Annotated in this window: 19 protein-coding genes; 8 read left to right on the top strand and 11 right to left on the bottom strand. The window is 55.7% G+C overall.

Features of this window, described 5'->3' with window-relative positions:
* The first annotated feature begins 4 nt into the window (after nucleotides 1-4).
* The 3 genes from PVE98_RS19970 (at nucleotide 5) to PVE98_RS19960 (ending at nucleotide 2860) form a co-directional block, all read left to right on the top strand.
* Nucleotides 5-1846, top strand: coding sequence for a glycoside hydrolase family 15 protein (locus PVE98_RS19970; protein WP_407568604.1), 1842 nt, complete (start codon nucleotides 5-7; stop codon nucleotides 1844-1846).
* Nucleotides 1846-2370, top strand: coding sequence for a VOC family protein (locus PVE98_RS19965; RefSeq protein ID WP_096074152.1), 525 nt, complete (start codon nucleotides 1846-1848; stop codon nucleotides 2368-2370). The genes PVE98_RS19970 and PVE98_RS19965 overlap by 1 nt, the downstream gene beginning before the upstream one ends.
* Nucleotides 2371-2692: 322 nt before the next feature.
* Nucleotides 2693-2860 carry a general stress protein gene (locus tag PVE98_RS19960; RefSeq protein WP_071997418.1) on the top strand — a complete coding sequence of 56 codons (168 nt, stop codon included), beginning with the start codon at nucleotides 2693-2695 and terminating at the stop codon, nucleotides 2858-2860.
* Between the two features lie 271 nt (nucleotides 2861-3131).
* On the opposite strand, the gene PVE98_RS19955 is transcribed toward PVE98_RS19960, so the two are convergent.
* The 3 genes from PVE98_RS19955 to PVE98_RS19945 all read right to left on the bottom strand — a co-directional run bounded on the left by PVE98_RS19955 (nucleotide 3132) and on the right by PVE98_RS19945 (nucleotide 7185).
* Nucleotides 3132-5111 carry an autotransporter domain-containing protein gene (locus PVE98_RS19955; RefSeq protein WP_313619138.1) on the bottom strand — a complete coding sequence of 660 codons (1980 nt, stop codon included), beginning with the start codon at nucleotides 5109-5111 and terminating at the stop codon, nucleotides 3132-3134.
* A 259-nt stretch (nucleotides 5112-5370) separates the two neighbouring features.
* The gene (locus tag PVE98_RS19950; RefSeq protein WP_033748268.1) at nucleotides 5371-5697 is read right to left on the bottom strand and encodes a gamma-glutamylcyclotransferase; all 327 of its coding nucleotides are present in this window, start codon (nucleotides 5695-5697) and stop codon (nucleotides 5371-5373) included.
* Between the two features lie 438 nt (nucleotides 5698-6135).
* Complete coding sequence (locus PVE98_RS19945; protein WP_096074154.1) at nucleotides 6136-7185, bottom strand: NAD(P)-dependent alcohol dehydrogenase; 1050 nt, start codon at nucleotides 7183-7185, stop codon at nucleotides 6136-6138.
* Between the two features lie 109 nt (nucleotides 7186-7294).
* On the opposite strand from PVE98_RS19945, the gene PVE98_RS19940 reads away from it, so the two are divergent.
* Nucleotides 7295-7684: a helix-turn-helix domain-containing protein gene (locus PVE98_RS19940; RefSeq protein WP_033748264.1), complete on the top strand. Its 390-nt coding sequence runs from the start codon at nucleotides 7295-7297 to the stop codon at nucleotides 7682-7684.
* Between the two features lie 34 nt (nucleotides 7685-7718).
* Here the strand turns inward: PVE98_RS19940 and PVE98_RS19935 are convergent, their stop codons facing one another.
* Nucleotides 7719-8540, bottom strand: a complete 822-nt coding sequence (locus PVE98_RS19935) for a Cof-type HAD-IIB family hydrolase (RefSeq protein ID WP_313619135.1) — start codon at nucleotides 8538-8540, stop codon at nucleotides 7719-7721.
* A gap of 244 nt (nucleotides 8541-8784) precedes the next feature.
* Between PVE98_RS19935 and PVE98_RS19930 the strand changes: the two genes are divergently transcribed.
* Nucleotides 8785-10047 carry a DUF1479 domain-containing protein gene (locus tag PVE98_RS19930; protein ID WP_096074156.1) on the top strand — a complete coding sequence of 421 codons (1263 nt, stop codon included), beginning with the start codon at nucleotides 8785-8787 and terminating at the stop codon, nucleotides 10045-10047.
* Between the two features lie 75 nt (nucleotides 10048-10122).
* Entirely contained in the window at nucleotides 10123-10872 is a 750-nt protein-coding gene (locus PVE98_RS19925) for a DNA-binding transcriptional regulator YciT (RefSeq protein ID WP_096074157.1), read from the top strand.
* 8 nt (nucleotides 10873-10880) lie between these two features.
* Here the strand turns inward: PVE98_RS19925 and PVE98_RS19920 are convergent, their stop codons facing one another.
* Nucleotides 10881-11765, bottom strand: coding sequence for a LysR family transcriptional regulator (locus tag PVE98_RS19920; protein ID WP_096074158.1), 885 nt, complete (start codon nucleotides 11763-11765; stop codon nucleotides 10881-10883).
* A gap of 99 nt (nucleotides 11766-11864) precedes the next feature.
* On the opposite strand from PVE98_RS19920, the gene PVE98_RS19915 reads away from it, so the two are divergent.
* On the top strand, nucleotides 11865-12590 hold the full coding sequence (locus PVE98_RS19915; RefSeq protein WP_096074159.1) for an SDR family oxidoreductase: 726 nt from the start codon (nucleotides 11865-11867) through the stop codon (nucleotides 12588-12590).
* Nucleotides 12591-12672: 82 nt separating this feature from the next.
* Here the strand turns inward: PVE98_RS19915 and PVE98_RS19910 are convergent, their stop codons facing one another.
* From PVE98_RS19910 to PVE98_RS19900, 3 genes are all read right to left on the bottom strand, one after another.
* Complete coding sequence (locus PVE98_RS19910) at nucleotides 12673-12894, bottom strand: YdgH/BhsA/McbA-like domain containing protein (RefSeq protein ID WP_096074160.1); 222 nt, start codon at nucleotides 12892-12894, stop codon at nucleotides 12673-12675.
* Nucleotides 12895-12995: 101 nt separating this feature from the next.
* The gene (locus tag PVE98_RS19905; RefSeq protein WP_096074161.1) at nucleotides 12996-13694 is read right to left on the bottom strand and encodes an aspartate/glutamate racemase family protein; all 699 of its coding nucleotides are present in this window, start codon (nucleotides 13692-13694) and stop codon (nucleotides 12996-12998) included.
* A gap of 142 nt (nucleotides 13695-13836) precedes the next feature.
* Nucleotides 13837-15885 carry an FUSC family protein gene (locus PVE98_RS19900; protein ID WP_313619134.1) on the bottom strand — a complete coding sequence of 683 codons (2049 nt, stop codon included), beginning with the start codon at nucleotides 15883-15885 and terminating at the stop codon, nucleotides 13837-13839.
* A 189-nt stretch (nucleotides 15886-16074) separates the two neighbouring features.
* Between PVE98_RS19900 and PVE98_RS19895 the strand changes: the two genes are divergently transcribed.
* The gene (locus tag PVE98_RS19895) at nucleotides 16075-17010 is read left to right on the top strand and encodes a sulfonate ABC transporter substrate-binding protein (protein WP_096074163.1); all 936 of its coding nucleotides are present in this window, start codon (nucleotides 16075-16077) and stop codon (nucleotides 17008-17010) included.
* A gap of 368 nt (nucleotides 17011-17378) precedes the next feature.
* Here the strand turns inward: PVE98_RS19895 and PVE98_RS19890 are convergent, their stop codons facing one another.
* The 3 genes from PVE98_RS19890 to PVE98_RS19880 all read right to left on the bottom strand — a co-directional run bounded on the left by PVE98_RS19890 (nucleotide 17379) and on the right by PVE98_RS19880 (nucleotide 21903).
* Nucleotides 17379-18353, bottom strand: coding sequence for a ParB family protein (locus PVE98_RS19890; protein ID WP_096074164.1), 975 nt, complete (start codon nucleotides 18351-18353; stop codon nucleotides 17379-17381).
* A 7-nt stretch (nucleotides 18354-18360) separates the two neighbouring features.
* Complete coding sequence (locus PVE98_RS19885) at nucleotides 18361-19560, bottom strand: AAA family ATPase (protein WP_048781090.1); 1200 nt, start codon at nucleotides 19558-19560, stop codon at nucleotides 18361-18363.
* Between the two features lie 1410 nt (nucleotides 19561-20970).
* Nucleotides 20971-21903, bottom strand: coding sequence for a RepB family plasmid replication initiator protein (locus PVE98_RS19880; protein ID WP_033748239.1), 933 nt, complete (start codon nucleotides 21901-21903; stop codon nucleotides 20971-20973).

Raw genomic sequence — 21903 nt, 5'->3', positions numbered from 1 at the left:
TCTGATGAAAAACGGTGATTACGCCTCGCCCGTGCGCGAGGAGGGATTTGCTGGCCTCGGCGATTACGCAGCGATTGGCGAAGGACGCTCTGTGGCGCTGATTGCCCCCGACGGCGCCATCGACTGGTGGTGCGCGCCGAACCTGGATTCACCGCCGCTGTTCGATCGTTTGCTCGATCCGGACATCGGCGGTTTTTTTGCGCTTACGCCGGTTGAGCCCTATCGCATGGCGCGACGCTATCGCGAAGAGAGCAACGTGCTGGAAACCTGTTTCACCACCGACGAAGGCGAAGTGCGCCTGACGGAGTCGCTTAACAGTACGCTGGCGGGCCGGCTGCCGTGGAGCGAACTGGCGCGTCGCGTTGAAGGCGTGCGCGGCAGCGTGAAACTTAAACTGCATTTGCGCTTCGGCACCGTGGCGGAAACGCGCTCGCCATGGATGGGCGAAACCACGCAGGGCAATGTGTTTCATATCGGCGATATCATGGCGATGCTGCGCACCAGCGACGACGTGAAGATTACCCACATGGATGACGAACAGGTGATCGCCGAGCTGATCACGCAGCAGGATTCTCGATCGCTGGTAGCGCTGCTGATTACTCAGCGCGAACCGCTGGCGGTGCCCGATCTCGACGCTATCGATACGCGGATCGAAACCAGCCATACTGCCTGGCAAGACTGGTGTAAAAGCCTGAGCTACGAGGGCGAGTACAAAGACCACGTTAAACGCTCGGCGCTGTCGCTTAAGTTTCTCTGGTACTCCCCTACCGGCGCGCTGGCCGCAGCGGCCACTACCTCGCTGCCGGAAGGCATCGGCGGGGAGAAGAATTACGACTATCGCTACGCCTGGGTGCGCGACGCCTGCCTGATTATCAAATCTTTCGTCTATCTCGGCGCGCTGGAGGACTGCAAAGCGGCTTTCTCCTGGCTGTCGCAGACCATTCTGCGCCACGGCATCGAGCTACGCACCTGCTATACGCTGGAAGGCGATATCGTGCCGCCGGAACGTTATGCGTCGCTGCGCGGCTATAAAGATTCGCGGCCGGTACGCGTCGGCAATAACGCGCGCGATCAGCGCCAGCTAAGCATGTATGGCGATATGCTCGCCACGGCGCAGCTGTTTATCGAAGCGGGCCACGTGCTGGATCTCGGCACCTCGCGTCTGCTGGGCCAGCTGGCGAACCACTGTGCCGACCGCTGGCGGCTGAAGGATTCCGGTATCTGGGAGCTGCACGACGAGCAGCACTACACCCATTCGAAAATGGCGTGCTGGCTGGCGCTGGATCGCGCGGTCGCCATGGCCGAGGCCCGTCATATCGAACCCACCTGGATGGAGCGCTGGGCGCGCGAGCGCGATCGCATTCGCGACTGGATAGAGGCGCACTGCTGGTCGGAGAGCAAGCAGGCCTATCTGTTTTACGTCGGCAGCGAAGATCGGCTAGACGCGTCGCTGGCGCTGGTGCATCACTACGGCAACGCGGTCAACCCGGCGCGTATGCGTTCGACCTATGCGGCGATCCAGCGCGAGCTGGGCCAGGGACGCGCCATGCTTTACCGCTATAGCGGCGTGGAAGAGGAAGAGAGCACCTTTATCGCCTGCTCGTTCTGGCTGGCGGAAGCCTGGGCCTCGATTGGCGAGATCGACAAGGCGCGTGCCTGCATGGAGGAGATCCTGGAGACGCTGTGCGACAGCGGCAACGTTGAGATCTTTAATGAGATGTTTGACGTACGCAGTAACGAGTGGCGCGGCAACCTGCCGCAGGGGCTGAGCCACCTGGCCCTGATCTGCGCCGCGCAGGCATTGACCTGTCATCAATCTAATCAGAACACCAAAGGAGAAGCCTGATGGGGATCAGAGGCATTGAGCATATCGGCATCACCGTCAGCAATATTGAGCAGGCGGAAAACTTTTTTATCCACGCCCTCGACGCATCGATCCTCTACCGCATCGTGCCCTGGCAAAAAAGCGAGCAGCGTATCAGCGGCGATCAGATGCGCCCGGTGAACGGCTTTCCGTCGCAGCTGAGCGTAATTGGGCTGTCGATGCTGCGTTTGGGCAACGGCAGTAATATAGAGCTGTTTCAGCTCGATCCGGGCATCGCCGACGATCTGGCGAATATCGGCCAGCCCGGCGTCAACCATTTCTCGCTGCTGGTGGATGATATCCATGAAACGGCGGAGAAACTTAAGGCGCACGGCGCGCGCTTTTACGACGGACCGAGCGACTGTTTTGCGCAGGAAGAAGGGCCAGGCAATCAGACCTGGTTCTGCCTGACGCCGTTCGGGGTACTGATTGAGTTGATCGCCCTGCCCTCGCCGTTGAAGTATGACAGCGAAGCTACCCAAACGCGCTGGCTGCCCGCCGAATGACAGCATTGCCAGACCGCGCTTCGGCGCGGCTGTGCCGCTCTGCCAGGAATACTCTGAATCATTAGCAGCAGCAAATTAATTGATATTTTTCTGTTAGCTTAAACCTGTACACCAATATTATTCCTATACAACTTCACGCATATTTTCCTTTAATTCCAGCCGCTTCATGTAGCCTGCCTTATTACCCTCTCACTTAACCTGCTATTTACCGCCTCGCCGTAGCGCTTGCGTAATGAAACAGGGCTTCTAATCTTAATGCTGTAAGACGCACACAGCTTTCCAGACCGGCTGTGTTATTTTCAACTCATGAAGAGGACCCATTATGGCTCAACATCGAGGCGGATCAGGTAACTTTGCTGAAAATCGTGAAAGAGCGTCAGAAGCTGGTCGTAAAGGCGGACAGCACAGCGGCGGCAACTTTAAAAACGACCGAGAAAAAGCGTCAGAAGCAGGTAAAAAAGGCGGGCAGAACAGCCGCCGTGGCTCTTGACCGCTTATTTTCCTGCCGGCGTTCAGAGAGGTGGAAAACGCCGGAGCGCCAGGATTAAGCCGCTAGTGACTGCGCCGGGTTGCAAAACCTGGCGCATATTTTTTAGCCCGAGCAATAAATCCCCTGTTATTTCTCCGATTTAATCAGACCTGATTTGCGCTCCTCGCTTTTCATCCTTATTAATAAAACCTCTGACATCTGCACCAATTAATCCGCGCAGGCGCTTCACCCATTAAATCAGAGCCAGCCGTCGAGACTGGCCCCATTAACATTAAAAGGTGGCGTTTACGCCGATATTCCAGCCGAGCTGATGCGCATCACGATTGCCGCCGACGGCCGATACGCCGGCAAAGGCATTGATCGTTTCGCCCAGCGGCACGTTGGCGCCGACGGCGGCGTCCAGCCAGTTGCTGTCGCGTGCGCCTGTGGTTCGGCTGAAAGCGGTACGCGTCGACTTCAAGCCGGCGGTTACGGTGGAGTCGGTATCGCCAAACTGATGGTTGTAGCTCACCTGCGCCCAGGGATTGACCGGCCACTGATGGCTGTCAATGCGCCAGCCGATGGCGCCGATTTGCGAATGGCTGGTCTGGTCGCCGTAGCGCATCGACGTACTGCTGTTGCCCTGCTCGCGATAGCCGCCGACGCGGCCATAGTCGAGCGCATAGCTGGCTACGGGGCCGGTAGTCAGGTGATCGCCCAGCGGCAGGTCCCAGCCGGTCTGCACGCGCATGCCCAGCAGCTTGCCGCCGGTGTTGCCCTGCTCGGTGCGGGTTGCAGGACCGATTTTTATGTCGCGCTGGATATCGTCAAAATCCAGGTCGGCATAGTGCAGATCGGCGTTGATCCACGCCTGGTCGCCCAGCTCAAGCTGGCTGTAAAGCGCAACCAGATTGCCGCGCAGGCGGTAGTCGTAGCGCGATGAAGGCTCCTGCCGCTGGTTGGTATTTGAGAAAAGCACGCCGGTCTGCCAGCTGTCGGTAAGCTGATAGCCGAGGCCCAGCGTAAAGCTGGCGGTGGTGGCGTCGCCGTTGTACCAGGCATCGCCTTTATAGTCCACATGCTGGCCGGCATAGCCGCCGAATACCGAAAGCTGCCCCGCGCTGCTCGCCTGATGCCTCTGCTGTTGCAGATGCCCGTCCAGCGTGTTTTGCATATCGCGTGCCAGGGTTTGCGGTGCCTGCGACAGGGCCGCGACCTGCGCGGGCGCGTCGAGAATCGACTGAATATAGTCCGCCATCATGGCGTGTACGTCCGGGCTGGGATGCAGACGATCGGCAAACAGATAGGCCTGCGCGCGGGAGAAGCCGGCGTCGGTAGAGGCGCACTCATCCGCTGCGGTGCCGACCGGACAGGCGATGCCGATAGTATTAGTCAGGCCGTAACGGGTCGGATCGGCAATCACTTCGTTAAACAGCCCGGCGATATCGACGCGCACGATATTGCCGTTGAGCGTCGCCAGCCCCTGCTCTTCCTGCTGGTTGTAGCCCGCCGTCAGCGCCGAGACCTGCGTGCTCAGCGCCTGCCACGCGCGATAGAGCTGTTCCGCCAGCGCGTCGCGCACGGCGGGTATTCCTGACACCTGCGCCGCCGCCTGAGTAAAGGCGTTGCGCACCGCCTGCTGGCGTGAGGCGGCATCGGGCGTGGTGGCGCCGTCGAGCGACTGAAACGCGGCGGCCGAGGCCGCGCTGGAGGCGGGGCCCAGCGCTCTCAATACCGTTAAGATCATATAGGGCGTTTCGCCCAGCTGCGGTACGGTCGGCACAATCACCGCGCCTGCGCCGGCATCCAGCAAGGTTTTCACCTGTGCCGTCGCCGCTGCCGCGCTGGTGCTGAGCGTATTAGTCGCGGTAAAGGGATTGGTAACGGCGGCCGCGACGTCGTTAGCGCCGATCCAGTGAATATAAAGACCGTTGCTGTCGGCGCGGCCGCCGGTCGATCTCAGGTAGCCGGCGAGCTGGTCTTCGGTGTTGAGCTGCGGGTTGAGCTGCGGCCGCGATACTGCGTTGCCCTGGGCATAGTTGCTGCCGCCCAGCCTCGATCGCTGTAAGTCCTGTCCCAGATTCGCAGCCAGAATTTCATCGTAGAGCGGATGGCGACCGCCATCCCAGGTAAAACGGCCAATATTGCCGCTGTCGCTCAGGCTGTCGCCAAACACGGTAAGACTATCCCACGCCAGCGCCGACAGCGGCGTCAGTAACGCGCCAACGGCAGCGAAGGCAGCGAGAGAACGCGCGTCTTTAAGGGTTTTCATCATCGACTCCGGAAATCGCCAGGCGTCGCCCGCCCGGCCGCAGTGTTGAAAGACAGACGCGGTCGAAAATGCCCGCGCAGCCAGAAAAGCGCCGCACCCATGATGCGAACGTAAAAAAAATGTTAACAAGGACGATTAAAAAACTAGTCAGAGAAAGAGGCGATCGCCACTATTTCGGCAATATTTCGTCAGGCTGGGGTTAAAACGAAGCGGAGGGTAACGCATTGTTGTGCCAGTACTCCTTACCGGCACAGGCTTTTCAGGCGGTCTGAATTTGATAAATCCAGGCGGTGACGAGGTCGCCTTCTTCAGTGTTCACTGTAACCGGCACGCGATCGTAACCTGCTTCAAATTCATCCAGCATCGGCCAGTGCTGCGCCAGGCTGGATGACTGAAAAACGTAGCCATGTACAGGCGATCCCTGGGCATCCAGCTGGATAGCCGGAAAGCCCAGCGCCGCGCCCCAGCCCGATTCATGCAGCACGCCTTTCACCCATCCCGGTAGCCAGTCGCCGCCGATATTTTCCAGAATATGGGCGTTGGAACGTCCCGGGCACAGGGTGCCGTAGACAAACAGCTTTTCCATTTACCTCCTCCTTTTAAAAGCGAAAGCCTGACTTTACCGACGATGTCAGGCAATGTCATGCCCTGCGCTGGCTACAGTGAACAGGTCTGACGTGCGGCCGGGTTACTGATTACAGTGAATGTTAATGCAGTAAAGTCAGCATGGCGCTGCTGATTACAGTGAATGTTGTTGCGTCAGAGAAAGCACGCCGGTGCTGATTACAGTCAATCTGCATATATAACGGCTCTGCGTGCAGAAAACTGGCCGATCTGTTTGAACCCTGAGCAATTACCGGATGAAATTTGATCACATCCGCCAGCCACGAAGCATTCACTGTAATCAGTAGAAAAGCGTGAAAGCGGATAGCGCCGCGAATCGGCGGTTAGCACCAGGCATTGCTGGCGATTTCAGGCTGAAATGCTTAAAAATCAAGGGACTTATTCCTAAGCCCCTTTAACGTTACCAGCGCGTTTTCTCCATATCGATAACGAAGCGATATTTCACGTCACCTTGCAGCATACGAGCGAAGGCGCTTTCAATCTCTTCGCCAGCGATCATTTCGACGTCGGAGGTGATGTTGTGCTGGCCGCAGAAGTCGAGCATCTCCTGCGTTTCGCGGATGCTGCCGATGGAGGTGCCGCTAATGCTCAGTCGACGGAAAACCATCGGTGTCACATTCGGCGACGGATGTGGCCGATCGGGAATGCCTACCAGAACCAGCTGGCCATTGGTTTTCAGGGTCGCCAGATAGGGATCAAGATCGTGCGGCGCGGCGACGCAGTCGAGAATAATATCCAGTGAAGCCTGACAGGCGGCCATCTGTTGGTCATCGCGCGATACCACTACATGACTGGCGCCCAGGCGACGCGCATCGGCGCCCTTTTCCGGCGAGGTGGTAAACAGCGTCACCTCTGCGCCAAGCGCGCTGGCCAGCTTCACCGCCATATGCCCCAACCCGCCCAGTCCGATAACGCCGACTTTGTGGCCCGGCTGCACCTGATAGTGACGCAGCGGCGACCAGACGGTTACCCCGGCGCAGAGCAGCGGCGCGACCGCTTTCAGATCGAGATTCTGCGGAATGGAAACCACAAAATGTTGATCGGCAATCACATGCTGAGCGTAGCCGCCGAAGGTGGTGGAACCGGTATATTTATCGGTGCCGTTATAGGTGGGGGTAAAGCCCGCCTCGCAGTACTGCTCTTCCTGCTGCTGGCAGAAGCGGCACTGACCGCAGGAGTCAACCATCACGCCGACGCCGACAATGTCGCCCGCTTTGAAGTGGGTAACGTTAGCGCCAGCGGCTTCGACACGTCCGACAATTTCATGGCCTGGCACCAGCGGATAACGGCTTACGCCCCACTCATTGCGCGCCATATGCAGATCGGAATGGCATACGCCGCAGTAGATAATGGCAATTTTAACGTCGTCCGGCTGCAGTTCGCGTAACTCGACCTGGCCTACCGCCAGCGGTTGCGTCGCCTGCTGAGCGACCAGTGCGTTAATTTTCATCGTTTCCTCCTGATGTCTGCCTGAAGCGGCAAAGAAAGCGGCCCACTATAGACAGGCGGGGAAGCTATTGGTAGTAGTTACCTTTTGGTGACCATGAGGAAATTTTGCTATGCCCGCCTGGATTGATGGAAAGCTGATGTTTTTCGCGGATTCGCCGCCGCGGCGTCTGCTGGAGCTGTTTGCCGTAAAGTGGAGCACTATGGTGCTGCACGCTCTTTATCACTGGCCTGAGCAGCGTGCGCGCACGGGCGAACTGCAGCGCAGCCTGCAGGGTATTTCAAAAAAAATGCTGGTGCAGACGCTGCGGGAACTGGAGCAGCGCGGGCTGGTGACACGCAAGGTGTTTGAAGTGGTGCCGCCTAAGGTGGAGTATGCGCTGACGCCGCTGGGAAGAACCTTCGCCGAACCGATTGAGCGGATGTATCAGTGGGGGCTGGAGCATCAGGCCGCGCTGGATGAGATGGAGCAGAATCTCGAGGCAGCGCGGCGGCAGGTGTAACCCCGGCTGTATCGCACGCGGGGCCGGCAGAGGCTTAACCGAAGGGAAATTCGCGCGAGAGCACGCGGGCGATAACGTTTAACGCGCCGTCATCGTTATTGCTTTCGGTTTTATAACGCGCCACGGCGCGCACCGGCTCCACGGCGTTCGCCATCGCAAAGCTGAAGCAGGCCTGGCGTAGCATCTCCAGATCGTTTGCGCTGTCGCCGATAGCGACCACTTCGCAATCGCTGATGCCCCATTTTTCCTGCAGCAGCGCGATGCCGTGCGCTTTGTGACAGCCCGGGATAATCAGATCGATAAAGCCATAGCCACTGGAGACCGGATGCATAATGTTTTCGATCTCGCCCAGCTGGTTATGCAGGCGCGCCAGCAGCGCATCGACGCCTGCATGCGCCAGGTTCAGGGAAAATTTAAAGATAGTGTCATCGATAGCGTAGAGATCGTCGCGTTTCTCCAGCCGGGCATAATGGTTGGACAGCAGGTTGACTACCTCATCCGGGACCGATGAGTGAACGTAGGCGCCGTTGCGTCCGCACACCACGGTACTGATATCGGGTTCTTTCGCCAGGATATCCAGCACCTGATGCACGCGCGACTGCGCCAGCTCGCCACAAAAAATTTCTTCATTGCTGTCTGAAACCCAGGCGCCGTTCTCGGCGACAAAGGCGATTTCATCTTTAATCTCAGGAAAGTAACGCTGCAGCTGGTAGTACTGATTGCCGCTGGCGACCACGAAACGAATGCCTCTCTCTTTCAACAGCGCGTACTGTCGCAAAAAGCGCTGAACGTTGTACTCCTTATTGTCGTCGAGAAAGGTGCCATCCATATCCACCGCGATCATCTTTACCGCCATTGTCATCTCCTTGCTGAGGCTGTTGTTTCAGTGATGCCCACTCAATGGGTAAAGCTTACCCGCAGTGTGGATTAATGAGAATTCTAATAATAAGAATGTTCAGGGCTTTCGGAGCTTTCCTGACACAGTGTGCAGACGATCACGAAACTGGGGGTTGCCTAATCATAACTGCTCTGCTTAAACTTACGAACGAAACACAATTTTATTACAAATGAAAAACAGTTACCAGCCTACGGAGGCCAAAATGGCCCTACACACACAGGCTACGCCGTTGCCCGACGACATCAGCGTAGCGATTCGCACCTTTAAACAGCAGCTTCGTGAGCAAATCGGCGATGTCGAGGCGCTTTTTGCCCGCGTCAGCCAGCGCATCGAAAGCGCGATTGCGGAAGCGAAAGAGGAAGAGCAACGTTACGGTACGGCGTGGCCGACCGTAACGCAGCAAGCTATCGCCCAGGGAGAGGTTTCGAATGAAACCCTGGCGCGCATTAAACGACGCGGCTGTGTAGTGGTAAAGCAGCAGTTTCCTCGCGAGCAGGCGCTGGCGTGGGATCAATCCCTGCTGGATTATCTCGATCTGAATGACTTCGACGCGCAGTATCGCGGCCCCGGCGATAATTTCTTTGGCAGCCTCGAAGCGTCACGTCCGGAAATTTTCCCTATTTACTGGTCGCAGGCGCAAATGCAGGCGCGTCAGAGCGACGCCACCACGCAGGTGCAGTCTTTCCTGAATCGTCTGTGGCGTTTCTCTTCACAGGGCAAGCAATGGTTCGATCCTGACGTCAGCATTATTTATCCCGACCGCATCCGTCGTCGTCCGCCGGGCACCACCTCGAAAGGGCTGGGCGCGCATACTGATTCCGGCGCGCTGGAGCGCTGGCTGCTGCCCGCTTATCAGCAGGTGTTCGCCGCCGTCTTCCGTGGCGATATAGAGGCTTACGATCCCTGGGACGCGGCGTGGCGCACCGAGGTGAATGAATATGACGTGCCCGACACCACCAAATGCTCCGCGTTTCGCACATTTCAGGGCTGGACCGCACTGTCGGATATGCTCGCCGGACAGGGTCTGCTGCATGTCGTGCCAGTGCCGGAGGCGATGGCCTATATTCTGCTGCGTCCGCTGCTCGACGACGTGCCGGACGACGAGCTGTGCGGCGTCGCGCCCGGCAAGGTGCTGCCCGTCAGCGAGAAGTGGCATCCGCTGCTGATTAACGGCCTCAGCTCTATCCCGCCGCTGGAAGCGGGCGATTCGGTATGGTGGCACTGCGACGTCATCCATTCCGTCGCGCCGGTGGAAAATCAACAGGGCTGGGGAAACGTGATGTATATTCCCGCCGCGCCGATGTGCGCCAAAAACCGCGCCTGCGCGCAGGAGGTCGCCGAAGCGCTGGCGCTCGGCCGGTCGCCCGCAGATTTCCCGCCTGAGGATTACGAAACGGGCTGGCGCGATCGCTTCACGTTCGACGATCTCAACGACAACGGCCGCCGCGCGCTCGGTCTGGCCTGATCATTGCCGCGCAGCGTCCCCTGCGCGGCCTCTCTCTGCTACACTGGCGCCACCCTTTTCCACTAAACGGCTCGCATGAACGCTCGTCATCAACAGATTATTCAACTTGTTAACACGCGCGGCAGCGTGACGGTCACCGAACTGGCCCAGCTGACCGGCGTTTCCGAAGTCACCGTCCGTCAGGATCTCAACCTGCTGGAGCGCGACCATTTCTTGCGCCGCGTTCATGGCTCCGCGATGGCGCTGGACAGCGATGACGTCGGCATACGTATGCATACGCGTTACGAACTCAAACAGGCGCTCGCCAGCCACGCCGCAGGCCTGATAGACGCCGGCGAGGCGGTTTTTATCGAGGGCGGCAGCACCAATGCGCTGCTGGCGCGCCTGCTGGCCGATCGCGCCGACATTACGGTAATAACCGTCAGCCATTTCATCGCGCACCTGCTGAAAGACGCGGCGTGCGACGTGATCGTGCCAGGCGGGCTGTTGCAAAAGAGTAGCCAGTCGATGGTCGGCCCGCTGACGCGCTACTGCATTCAGCAAATACACTTCCATAAAGCCTTTATCGGCGTTGACGGCTGGCAGGCGGAAACCGGTTTTACCGGCCGCAATATGCTGCGCTGCGATGTGGTGGATGCGGTACTGGCGAAGAATGTGCCGACCTGGGCGCTGACGGACGCCTCGAAGTTCGGGCAGATCCATCCCTATCCGCTGTCGTCGGGCTATCGGGTCGCGCAGGTGATTACCGATAGCGGACTGAACGCCGAGGCGCTGGCGCAGCTAGAGGAACAAGGAGTCGCGGTAACGCGCGTCGCGTCGCGCTGAACCGCCGCTCAGATCTTCATATGATCGATGAGCGCCCGTAGCTTGGGCGCCAGATTTTTTCGGCTGGGGAAATAGAGATAGAACCCGGCGAAGGTCGGCAGATAGTCCGCCAGCAGCGGCACCAGCTCGCCGCGCGCGATATAGGGCCGATAGGTCTCCTCCATGCCGAATGCGATGCCGCCGCCCGCGCAGGCGGTGCGGATCATGACTCCCATGTCATTGGTATTAAGCCGCGCGTTAACCGCCACATCGAACTCCCTGCCCTCTTCCGCAAATTCCCAGCGATAGGGGGCCACGCCCGGCTCGCGTCGCCAGCCGATGCAGCAGTGCTGCAGCAACTCATGGGGATGGCGCGGCGTGCCGCAGCGCGCCAGATAATCGGGTGAGGCGACGGCGATCTGCCGCTGACGCAGCGAGACAGGTACCGCAATCATATCCTGCGCGATTATTTCTCCCAGCCGGACGCCAGCGTCATAGCCCTGCGCCACAATATCGAACTCTTCGTCAGTTACTGAAATATCCAGCTCGATATGCGGATAGCGGCTGAGAAACGACGCCAGCAGCTCGCCGTTGATAAAGCGTTCGGCAATAGAAGAGACGGCGAGCCGCAGCAGCCCTCGCGGCTCGCCCGCCAGCGCGCTGACGTCCACTACCGCCTGATTGAGCTGCGAAATAGCCGGCGCTGCCTCGGCGTAGAGCCTTTCCCCCGCTTCGGTAAGGCTAAGGCTGCGCGTAGTGCGACGGATAAGCGATATCTGCAGCCGATCCTCCAGCCGCCTTAACGCCTGACTCACTGCCGGTCGCGTCACGCCCAGCTTCTCTGCCGCCACGCGAAAATTGCGCGTTTGCGCCAGGGTGACGAAAACCTCCAGCGCGTTTTTGTCCAGCATCATTGGTTAGCCTCTGTTACCAGTCAGGTAAGGAATGGATGGATTCTCTTTATAAAGCAGCAGGCATAAGATCGCCAGACACTTAACGACAGGAGCGAAACCATGAGCAATAAAGTGATCTTAATCACCGGCGCCTCAAGCGGCATAGGCGCAGGCATCGCACGTGAGCTGGCGGCGAGCGGCGCAACTCTGCTGTTGGGCGCACGCCGCGTCGATCGCTTAGAGACGCTGGCGGCGGAGCTTAAGCAGCAAGGTGCAGAAGTCGCCGTCGCCGCGCTCGATGTCACCTCGCGCGCTTCCGTGCAGCAGTTTGCCGAAGTCGCGCTGGAAAAATGGGGACGGATCGACGTGATGGTTAACAATGCGGGCGTGATGCCGCTGTCGCCGCTGGCATCCCTGAAGGTTGATGAGTGGGATCAGATGATTGACGTCAATATTAAAGGAGTGCTGTACGGCATTGCCGCCGTGCTGCCGCCGATGCTGGCGCGTGAAGCGGGCCATATCATCAATATCGCCTCTATCGGCGCGCTGAGCGTCTCGCCCACCGCCGCCGTTTACTGCGCGACCAAGTTTGCCGTGCGGGCGATCTCAGACGGTTTGCGTCAGGAGAATACGCAGCTGCGCGTAACCTGTATTCACCCTGGCGTAGTGGAAAGCGAACTCGCCTCTACCATTACCGACCCCGCCGCCGCCGCGCTGATGGATGACTATCGATCTATCGCGCTCCAGCCGGCGGCGATTGGTCGCGCCGTCCGCTTCGCCATCGAGCAGCCTGACGATGTCGATGTGAGCGAGATTGTGGTGCGCCCTACCCGCTCGCCCTATTAATGGCGCGTCAGCGGTTAACGCAGGACAACAAAAAAGCTGCCTTGCGGCAGCCTTTTCTGGCACGTCCCTGTACGACCATCCGTTATTTATAGAGTTCAGCGGTCATGTAGACGCCGTTATCGGCGCGGGCGCTGGTAATTTTATAGCCTGAGGCGCCTTCAGCCTGCGCTTGCGCGGCGATATGGGCTTCAGCGCTGTCCAGCGTGCTGCCGTGCGCAGAGATGCTTTGTGCGGCAAAGCTGCCGAATGAGATCATAGAAAGTGCGGCGACGGTAGCAATAGCGAGAGTTTTTACATTTTTCATGGTCAAAATCCTTCTTTTGTTAGTGCAAGGCAACATGCCTTCGATGGGTGTTATAATAACCATAGTTACTATTACCTGACTAACAAAAAGTGCGATCTTGATCACTCTTCTTTTAATGCCTGATGAACAGCCCATTGCGCATGAATTTGTGTAGTATCAAACAGCGGCACGCTGGCATCGTTCACTGTAACCAGCATGGTGATCTCGGTACAGCCGAGGATAATCCCTTCAGCACCCTGCGCGGCAAGTGTGGCCATTATCTCGCGAAACCGCGCCCGCGATTCGGGATTGATCACTCCCTGACACAGCTCCTGATAGATCACCTGATGAACAAAATCGCGATCATTCTTCTCTGGCGTTATAACTTCCAGCCCCCATTTATCCGTGAGCCGTCCACGGTAAAAAGCCTCCTCCATGGTAAAGCGCGTGGCTAGCAGCCCGACCTTTTTTAATCCTTCATCATGAATGCGTTGCGCAGTCGCATCGGCGATATGCAGCAGAGGGATCGCTACAGCCTGTTCAATCTGAGAGGCAACTTTATGCATGGTGTTGGTCGCCAGCACCAGAAAGTCAGCGCCCGCACGCGAAAGCGCCTGCGCAGCTTGCGCCAGCATCAGGCCGGCTTCGTCCCATCGTCCCGCTCTTTGCAACTTCTCTATCTCGTCGAAGTCCAGGCTGTAAAGCACCACGCGCGCCGAATGCAGGCCACCCAGGGCAAGCTTAACCTCTTCATTCAAAATGCGGTAATAGAGCGCCGTCGATTCCCATGACATGCCGCCGATTAAGCCGATCGTTTTCACATTACGCCTCGCTTCTTCAGATGATGATTGTTATAGCATGCCTGATAACAGGCCGCGCTGGCGCGGCTTTATTGCCATGCGGATGCGCTTTAGCACAAAAAAACAGCCACGGATGTGGCTGTGGTTATTTTCCGGGAATGGATTACGTCTGCTGTGGCCACCGGGCCTGAGGAAACAGCGAGAGCCGTACGTTGAACAGATACAACAACGGCGCATAAAAGCGACTATCGTGTTGCGCCAGAGTTTCCAGCGCCAGCACCAGCCTGTCCAGCTCATCCAGCAGCGCCTGATGCGGCGGCGTCTGTAACACCCTGATACGGCCTTTAAGAAACAGCCGTAGCTCGCCGAATAACGGGTCGCTGCTAATCTGCTGCTCGGCCAGCAGTGGCTGATGACGGACGTAGAAGTCATAGCAGTTGGCGCCCAGCCAGGCTTCGGTAATCAGATTGCCGCCCGCCGCCAGTTCGGCATCGTTGTCGATACGCTTACGAGGAAGGATAACGTTAACCTTGTCCAGCGTGCGCGCCACAAACTGCTGACGCATCAGCAGCGAAGCGCTGTTGAGCTCAACCGCATTGATAAACTGCAGCAGCTCTTTCAATCCTTTGCGCAGCGCACGTTTAGCAGTCCAGGCAGGCCGTTTGTTGCGGATCACTGCGGTAACCATTACCGCTGCCGCAATGCCGCTGAGGGTAGAGAGGGAGGCATTCACTATAAGCAGCAGGTTGGGTTTAAAGTGATGACTCATTCCGATCAGGCCAGGGATCTGCGTCGCCACAATCAAGCCGATCAGATTGGTGGAGGGATTAGCGATCACCAATCCCAACGCCATCAGCCCTGGCGCCAGGCAGAGCACCAGCGCTTCAAAGGAGGTCGCTTCCGGTATCAGCAAGGTGGTGTAAAGCATGCTGATGACGATCGCCACCACCACGCCCTTGAGAAAAATCTTCATCGGCGCGAGCGGACTGTCCATGGCAGCAAAGAAGGAGCAAAGAACCGCCGCCATCATGGGGGCAGTGGCGCCATCCACCCAGCCGCTGCCTATCCAGAACAGACAGGTCAGGAAGGTGGCGAGAAAAGCGGTCAGGCAGGAAAGCAGCAGCATGCCTTTATCGACATGTTTATGGCTGCGCGCCACCTTGCCAGGTTTCACGCTCGGCGTCAGATCGCTGACGCGCTCGCCCACCGTCTGGTAGGCCTCTGCAATACGCACGAAATTCAGCAGCCTTTCCAGCAGACCGGCGAGCAGGATGCTCTCCTCAACCGGCAGCTCGCCGCTTTCCCACTCCGCCTTGAGCTGCTGCTGCGCTACCGCCAGCCTTTCCTTAATCGCCTGCGTTTCGACACCGTGCTCGGCGCTGTTCAGCCAGCGCAAAAACTGCTGAAACGTCTGCGCGACATGCTCTGGAAAACGTATCTGCTGTTCCGCCAGCAGGCTGAGGCGCGCCTCAATCGCCGTAAGCGTGGGAATTAAATAGGAGAGATGCTGATACTGCACACTGACCAGCCGAATTAGCCGTCGAGCCGCTTCGCCTTCATAAACGCAATGGGTAATCAGGGTCTCAACATTCAGCGGGTAGTTCGCCATCTGGACAAGGATATCTTCCCGTTCCAGCGACTTCTCCTTAGGCATCACTGTAATCAGCTCGGCGCAGAGCTTTCTGGCGTTTTGATACCAGTTGCTGACGCTCTGCTCCAGCATGCTGCTCATCGAAACCGGCATGATGAGCCGATGCACCAGACTGCTACAGAGGATAGCGACGCTAATCTCCTCCACGCGCGAGATAACGGTATAGGTGATGTCAGCCGGAGCGGTGACGTCAGGAAAGCCCATAATCGCCGCGCTATATCCCGCCAGCATAAAGACATAACTTTTGGGCGTGCGGTCGTGCAGCGACAGGTAGAGACAGAGCGCGACCCATAGTGAGATGCAGAGGCTGAACAGCATCGGGTCCTGTACCGTGGCGGGATAGATCAGCAATACGAACAGCCCGCCCAGCAGCGTGCCTAAAAACCGGAAAACAGATTTTGAGATAGTGGAGGCGGAATAAAGTTGTGAAGCGACATAGACGGTGGTCAGTGACCAGGCAGGTTTATCAAGGTTGAGTTCTAATGCGATAAAGAGCGCTAAGAAGGCGGCCAGGCAGGTTTTGCTGGAAAAGAGTAGCGCGCTTTTTGAAAACCACTTCATACGGTGAATGGACCTCAGACAGGCATTTTTGGCCGTATCCTGGCAGAAGGCCTGACGGAATGCTCTTTGATTATTACTACAAATTATTAACGTGCTAACTATTCTCTCGCAGCATAAGTCAATGCAATTGGTTATTTATTGGTTATATCCGCTATTTGCTAAGTTAGCGAAAAAAACGGAGAGCAACAGATGAAAAGAAATGGATTAACGCTGGCAATAGTGGCCTGTGCCCTGACTGCCGCCAGTCACGCGGCACCTGAACAGGTAAATATCGGCTATCAGAAAGCGAATATCTTTGCCCTGCTTAAATATCGCGGCACGCTCGACGCCGCCTTCAAAAAAGAGGATATCGCCGTTCGCTGGGTCGAGTTTCCCGCCGGACCGCAAATGCTTGAAGGACTGAATGTAGGTAGCATCGACCTGGCGGCCACCGGCGATGCGCCGCCCGCATTTGCTCAGGCGGCAAAAGCCGATCTGGTTTACCTGGGACATTCGCCTGCGAATCCGAAAACCGAAGCAATTGTAGTGCCTTCCTCATCTGCTATTCACAGCGTTAAAGACCTTAAAGGGAAACGTGTGGCGCTGAATAAAGGCTCAGACGTTAACTATCTGCTTATCGCTGCGCTTGAAGAAGCGGGGCTGACCTATAAAGATATTACGCCGGTTTATCTGCCGCCAGCCGATGCGCGCGCCGCTTTTCAGAAAGGCGCGGTGGATGCCTGGGTGATTTGGGATCCCTATCTCGCGGAAGTTGAAGCCAGCACTGGCGCGCGTCAGGTGCGCAATGCGGAGGGACTGGTGCCACATTACACCTTTTATCTCGCCAGCCGGAAATTTGCCGATAGCCAGCCTGATACGGCCAAAAAAGTGCTCGAGGAGCTAAGTACTTTAAGCCGCTGGGCTAATGAGCATCAGGATCAGGCAGCCGCGATTCTGGCGCAGTCCACTGGCCTGGATAAAGCGATCTGGCGCACCACGCTGACACGTCTGCCTTATGGTGCGGAACGCATGTCCGACAGCGTGTTTTTGCAACAGCAAACGCTGGCGGATACCTTTTACCGTGTGAAGCTGCTGCCGGTTAAAGTAGATGTGCGATCGGCCACCTGGTCATCAGATAAGAAATAACGTGTTATTGCCCTGACCTCAGGGCAATCATCTCCTCACTTATCGCCAAACCCTGGCGATTTCAGCCTGAAATTCTGATTAAAAAATGTTTTTATTCAATAAGTTAATTGTGAAATTGCACTGGAGAAGGTTGTTTAGTTTTCAGCACGGGCAGAGTATAGCGAGAGATTTTGCGCCTTTTATAGCTAGCGCTTTGCCTGATAGCTTTTGCCTTTAAAACAGATTGAAATTCTGGCGATTTCAGCCTGAAATCTTTTTGTAAAAATCGCAAAAACAGTAGGTTAGCTTTGAAATACTGATGGCGAACAGAGAGGCGGGAAGAGGGGGATAAAACACATCCGGGTAGAGATTTACCCGGATGCAGAAGCTTACTGGTCGCCCAGATATTTGCGTAACGTTTCGGCAATCACTTTGTCCAGTTCTTCCTGCAGCTCTCTGGACTGTCGGTTAAACTCGTAGCTGAACATGCGGCCGCGAATTTTCTTCCGGGCAAAACGATCCTTATCCGCAAAGTTCCAGAGGTTTTCTGAGACAGGTTTCTCTTTTGCGGGGACTTCCATCAGCGTCTGACTGCCGTTACGCACCAGACGAAGGATATGGTTTTTCACCTCATCTTCCGCCAGCCCTTCGCGGGCGCAGATACTATCCACATCCATAGAAACGGTTTCGATGAGCCGCTCAATCGGCTGTCCTGTTGCGGAAAGTTTATCGGCGGCCATCAGCAGCGCCTTGTAATCAGGATAGGTCAGTTCGGAATGGTTGGGAAAAAGTGAAATCAGCTCTGTCGGCACGCTAGCCGCCTGCAAAGCTCGCGTCACTTTCGCCTGCGACAGGCCCTGACTCTCCGCGATCTCTTTTTGCGACAGGCCGCCGTTTTTCAACGTCAGCAGACGCAGGCCAACTTCGCGCAGGTTATGCTCGCGCGCGGTCTGAATATCCTGTGCCAGCCGACGCGCTTCTTCAGTGGTGATCGCGGTTTCAGAAACCAGAATATCCAGCCCGGTTTTACAATAGAGCGCGGCAGCGCGACGGCGCGAACCGTCCAGGATTTCTATGCGCCCGTCCCGCTTTACGCCAATGGCCGGGAAGAACTGCTGCAGTTTAATGGTGCGGATAATGTCGCGCAGCGAATCGGGCGTCAACCCAGCCTGATCGCGTCCGTTAGTTTCCATCACCACAAAAGTTTTATCTTCAATCTCCCTGGCCTCAATACGCTCAAGACGAAACACGGCGCGCTTGCCGGTAGAAAGAACAAAGGTTTGTGTTGGCGTATCTGTTGACGCTTCAGCCTGTACAGGCGTCTGGCTGAAGGTTCTGCCGATAGTAATTCTTTTTGCACTCATAGCGACCTCAGTTCAGGCGAATAAATTCAATACGGTCAAAAACCGCTTTCGCAAAATCTTCCGCAGCTGAACGCGCGTTTTTTAACGCTTCGCTGCTGCCGACGTAGGTAGAGGGGTTGGCTGAAATAACGGTGTCAAAGGATTCGCCGCAGCGCTCAAACCCGTCAAGGCGCGGCAGAGCGGCATCCAGCATATCGCCGCCGAATATCTCTTTCGCCAGGCTGTGGCAGAGTTTGTGATCCGCCTTATTTGACAGCTTGGACATAAAGCCGATATTGCCCTGTAAGCGGCAGGGTGCACCGGACTGTTCGATGATATCGATCAGTTCAGGAAGGCGCGTCAGATACTTCAGGGTAGAGTGGAAATCGACCTGCGCAGGCGGCACGGGCGTCATCAGCAGATCGGACGCCGCAATAGCGTTTTTCAAAAACGCATCCAGATGCGGGCCGCTGTCGATAAAGATGAAGTCATAATCTTTCTTCAGTTTAGCGATGACGTTTTCATACAGCACCGCATGCACATTCTGTCCGGAAAGATGTTCGGCGCAGAGTTCGTCCCAGCGAGAAGCGATAAAGGCGTCGTCAATGGACGCCGGCAATACATCAACGCCAGGGATAATAGACGGCACGATAAATTCTTTTATTAGCTCTTCACGACTGACGTTTTGCAGCATCGCCTGTGCGGCTGTCGCTTCGACAATACCCACTGAGCGTTCGTGGTTGAGGAACATCGTCGCAGAAGACTGGGGATCGAGGTCGATAACCAGAATGCGCAAATCTTCAAAAAGCAGATGTGGATGCGCTCGCAGCGCATGGGCAAGAGAGACGGTCGAAACCGTTTTAGATACGCCGCCTTTAAGGTTACCAACAAAGATCGTATAGGCTTCTGGATGGCGATCGCGATACTTAGGCACGCCGCGGTGGTGATAGATATCGATGATATTTTCAATCGACATGGCGTACTTGGTCGAACTACCCGCTGCGCGCTTGTCAAACTGGTAGCCGCTTTCTTCCATCTCATTGACAGCATAGTCAACGCTGGCGCGCGTCAGCTTGGGCAGTTTAGCCAGCGCAGCTTTGGCGTAAACCTGGTAAAAAGTATTCTCATGCAGCTCTTCTTTCTGCGCCTGAATCTGTTCTGTCAGGCTTAGCAGCATTCTCTCAGACCGTTGTGCGACCTTCAGCACCTGCTTTTCGTCGTTAGCCATACTTGCTCCACACATGTAGGATTTGTGACTTTATACATAAATCCTGCATGTCGGGCAAGAAAATATCTTTCATACCGAAATAAAGGAGGCTCCAAATTTGGCTGCCAGGATAAGGAGTTGTTTTAAAGATTCACTGTAATCAGCAGCGGATGGTTGAGATGTTAAATTTACAACCAAAACATTCACTGTAATCAGACGTTCGTTCACTGTAATCAGCAATCGGGCACAGCCTGAAGCAACGGCACGCTTCTGGCTTTCTTATGTCGGTATTACCCTGCAAAACATTCACTGTAATCAGCTGTTGCCTCTGAAAGCATTCACTGTAGTCAGCAGAAGAGGGCAGGGACGCGATATGATGTCGTAACATTCACTGTAATCAGTATCTGCGTCCGAAAATCACACGTTGAGGATTTCAATGCAGAAACGTTCACTGTAATCAGCTGAACATTCACTGTAATCAGTAAGGAGCTCAAACATTCACTGTAATCAGTAACGAACGTCGTATTAAAGCGCGAGCAGGGATGTCAGAACCATTACGCGGCAAGGATTCACTGTAATCAGCAACGAGCAGAATAGCGGACTGAGCAGGGCACTAACATTCACTGTATTCAGTAAATGGCGCTGTAACCGGCGAAAGGAATACGCGTCAGCACTAATAGAATGCAGGCAGAAATGCATACCGTGGAGGAGAAGCGAGAAAGATTCACTGTAGTCAGCAAATGACAACAGACGGAGGGTCAATCAAAGGGAATCACAGTGTTCACTATAGTCAGAACCGAGTAGATAAGCTGTATCTCGGAGCTATTGGTCTCACCGTGTGAGACGGAAGGTTCACTGTAATGGGCAATAACGCTCAGATAACCCGCAAAATCATCTCGCTATCCTGCATATGTTCACTGTAATCAGTACGGAGTCTAACCCTGTCACGTTTCTCTGCGCCATACACGCTAATGTTCACTGTAGTCAGTAAGATGGAAACCACCGCAGGGCAAAGCAAAAATTTAAATATGAAATTCAGATGGTTAAAGAATTTTATTCACTGTGATCAGTAACCCACTCTTTTAAAACCATTCACTGTAGACAGCAGAAACAGAGCCCAGAGCTGCGCCAGAGAATATTCACTGTAATCAGTGTAGACAGCATTCTTAAGATAGCAAGAAAGAGGCAATGGATGTTAGTAAGCGCAAACTTACCGTTTAAATAATTGTTTTAACATGATATTTTAAAAGATGAGAAAGACAGGAAGGCAGCGCATGAGCTTGTATTTACTAACTACAGTGAACAGCACCCACTACAGTGAACGCTACGAAAAGCCAACTACAGTGAACGCCAATGCAGTAGCGGCGACTGTCACGTTTTCCATGAAAGTAACAGTGCCGCAGGCAGCATACCGATTACAGTGAATGATACCTATGACTCATCAAAATCGATCTCGTCGAGAGAGTCGATACTCTCCAGCGTACTGATTCCATCGAGTTTTGGCGTGCGACTATGGATGATAAAAAACACCGAGCGACCTCGTTTAACCTCGGAGTAATCAAGATAGCCAATCTCCTTTAGCTGCTCCATCGCACGTCGCACAACGTGGTTCTGCGTCGTGGTTTTTGAGCCAAGGTTCAGGCGCATACGCAGGCGCGCCAGCGAGATAGGCGCAGGATTGGTCGGCAGGCTCTCAAGAAAGGTATAGAGCGCCTGCGCAGACTCTTTGCGCTTAAGCCGTGATATCGCCCTGAGCTGCAGCAGAACTTTATGGTCAAAGTTATAGAGCTCAAACAGCTTGGGATCGGCCTGAATGCGCACCACATCTTTTTCCCGATCGTAATAGGCTGACTGCACCAGGTGCGTATGGTAAGCCTTGCCGTTGCCCTCAAAAGAGAGGGTATTGGTGGCGATGCGACGCAGCGAGGCGTCCAGCCGCTTACGTAACGCCGCTGAGGAGTTGGCTGAGGGAATGCCGCACATCTTAACGAAATCGATAAAGGGCAGGGTAACGGTATCGCCCTGAGTAGGGTAACGGGAAAAAGACTGAATGATCCCGGCCCAGGTTTTGAAATCGTTATCCATATCCAGCCTCGCGCCGGTAATGGTAATCTTCTCGTAACCCTCTGCTTTCACCAGCGACAGGTTTTTAAGCTCTTTAGTCGCATCGGTGGAAGCCATCGCACCTGACTTTCCGCGCGCCGTTGATTTCAGTGTCGGGACAAACAGTCCCAGACGCATCAAAGCGACGGGCTGAACAGTATTGTTCTTATTGGGATGAAGCTGAATAACTTCACCGCTGTTTTTGGTCACCGACAGAAAAGGTTCAAGTAACGCTTTGTTTTCACTCTCTTTATCTGCCAT

The organism is Pantoea sp. GABEPS69 (assembly GCF_045780835.1).
Taxonomy (GTDB): Bacteria; Pseudomonadota; Gammaproteobacteria; order Enterobacterales; family Enterobacteriaceae; genus Pantoea; species Pantoea septica.
This window is presented reverse-complemented; position numbering and strand designations above follow the sequence as displayed.

What these genes read in the sequence shown, in the direction of transcription:
- PVE98_RS19940 (WP_033748264.1), top strand. Translation starts at nt 7,295, where the DNA reads ATGCCCGCCTGGATTGATGGAAAGCTGATGTTTTTCGCGGATTCGCCG.
- PVE98_RS19920 (WP_096074158.1), bottom strand. Translation starts at nt 11,765, where the DNA reads ATGATGCTGGACAAAAACGCGCTGGAGGTTTTCGTCACCCTGGCGCAA.
- PVE98_RS19910 (WP_096074160.1), bottom strand. Translation starts at nt 12,894, where the DNA reads ATGAAAAATGTAAAAACTCTCGCTATTGCTACCGTCGCCGCACTTTCT.
- PVE98_RS19955 (WP_313619138.1), bottom strand. Translation starts at nt 5,111, where the DNA reads ATGAAAACCCTTAAAGACGCGCGTTCTCTCGCTGCCTTCGCTGCCGTT.
- PVE98_RS19965 (WP_096074152.1), top strand. Translation starts at nt 1,846, where the DNA reads ATGGGGATCAGAGGCATTGAGCATATCGGCATCACCGTCAGCAATATT.
- PVE98_RS19925 (WP_096074157.1), top strand. Translation starts at nt 10,123, where the DNA reads ATGAACGCTCGTCATCAACAGATTATTCAACTTGTTAACACGCGCGGC.
- PVE98_RS19895 (WP_096074163.1), top strand. Translation starts at nt 16,075, where the DNA reads ATGAAAAGAAATGGATTAACGCTGGCAATAGTGGCCTGTGCCCTGACT.
- PVE98_RS19890 (WP_096074164.1), bottom strand. Translation starts at nt 18,353, where the DNA reads ATGAGTGCAAAAAGAATTACTATCGGCAGAACCTTCAGCCAGACGCCT.
- PVE98_RS19885 (WP_048781090.1), bottom strand. Translation starts at nt 19,560, where the DNA reads ATGGCTAACGACGAAAAGCAGGTGCTGAAGGTCGCACAACGGTCTGAG.
- PVE98_RS19930 (WP_096074156.1), top strand. Translation starts at nt 8,785, where the DNA reads ATGGCCCTACACACACAGGCTACGCCGTTGCCCGACGACATCAGCGTA.
- PVE98_RS19915 (WP_096074159.1), top strand. Translation starts at nt 11,865, where the DNA reads ATGAGCAATAAAGTGATCTTAATCACCGGCGCCTCAAGCGGCATAGGC.
- PVE98_RS19945 (WP_096074154.1), bottom strand. Translation starts at nt 7,185, where the DNA reads ATGAAAATTAACGCACTGGTCGCTCAGCAGGCGACGCAACCGCTGGCG.
- PVE98_RS19960 (WP_071997418.1), top strand. Translation starts at nt 2,693, where the DNA reads ATGGCTCAACATCGAGGCGGATCAGGTAACTTTGCTGAAAATCGTGAA.
- PVE98_RS19935 (WP_313619135.1), bottom strand. Translation starts at nt 8,540, where the DNA reads ATGGCGGTAAAGATGATCGCGGTGGATATGGATGGCACCTTTCTCGAC.
- PVE98_RS19880 (WP_033748239.1), bottom strand. Translation starts at nt 21,903, where the DNA reads ATGGCAGATAAAGAGAGTGAAAACAAAGCGTTACTTGAACCTTTTCTG.
- PVE98_RS19950 (WP_033748268.1), bottom strand. Translation starts at nt 5,697, where the DNA reads ATGGAAAAGCTGTTTGTCTACGGCACCCTGTGCCCGGGACGTTCCAAC.
- PVE98_RS19900 (WP_313619134.1), bottom strand. Translation starts at nt 15,885, where the DNA reads ATGAAGTGGTTTTCAAAAAGCGCGCTACTCTTTTCCAGCAAAACCTGC.
- PVE98_RS19970 (WP_407568604.1), top strand. Translation starts at nt 5, where the DNA reads ATGAAAAACGGTGATTACGCCTCGCCCGTGCGCGAGGAGGGATTTGCT.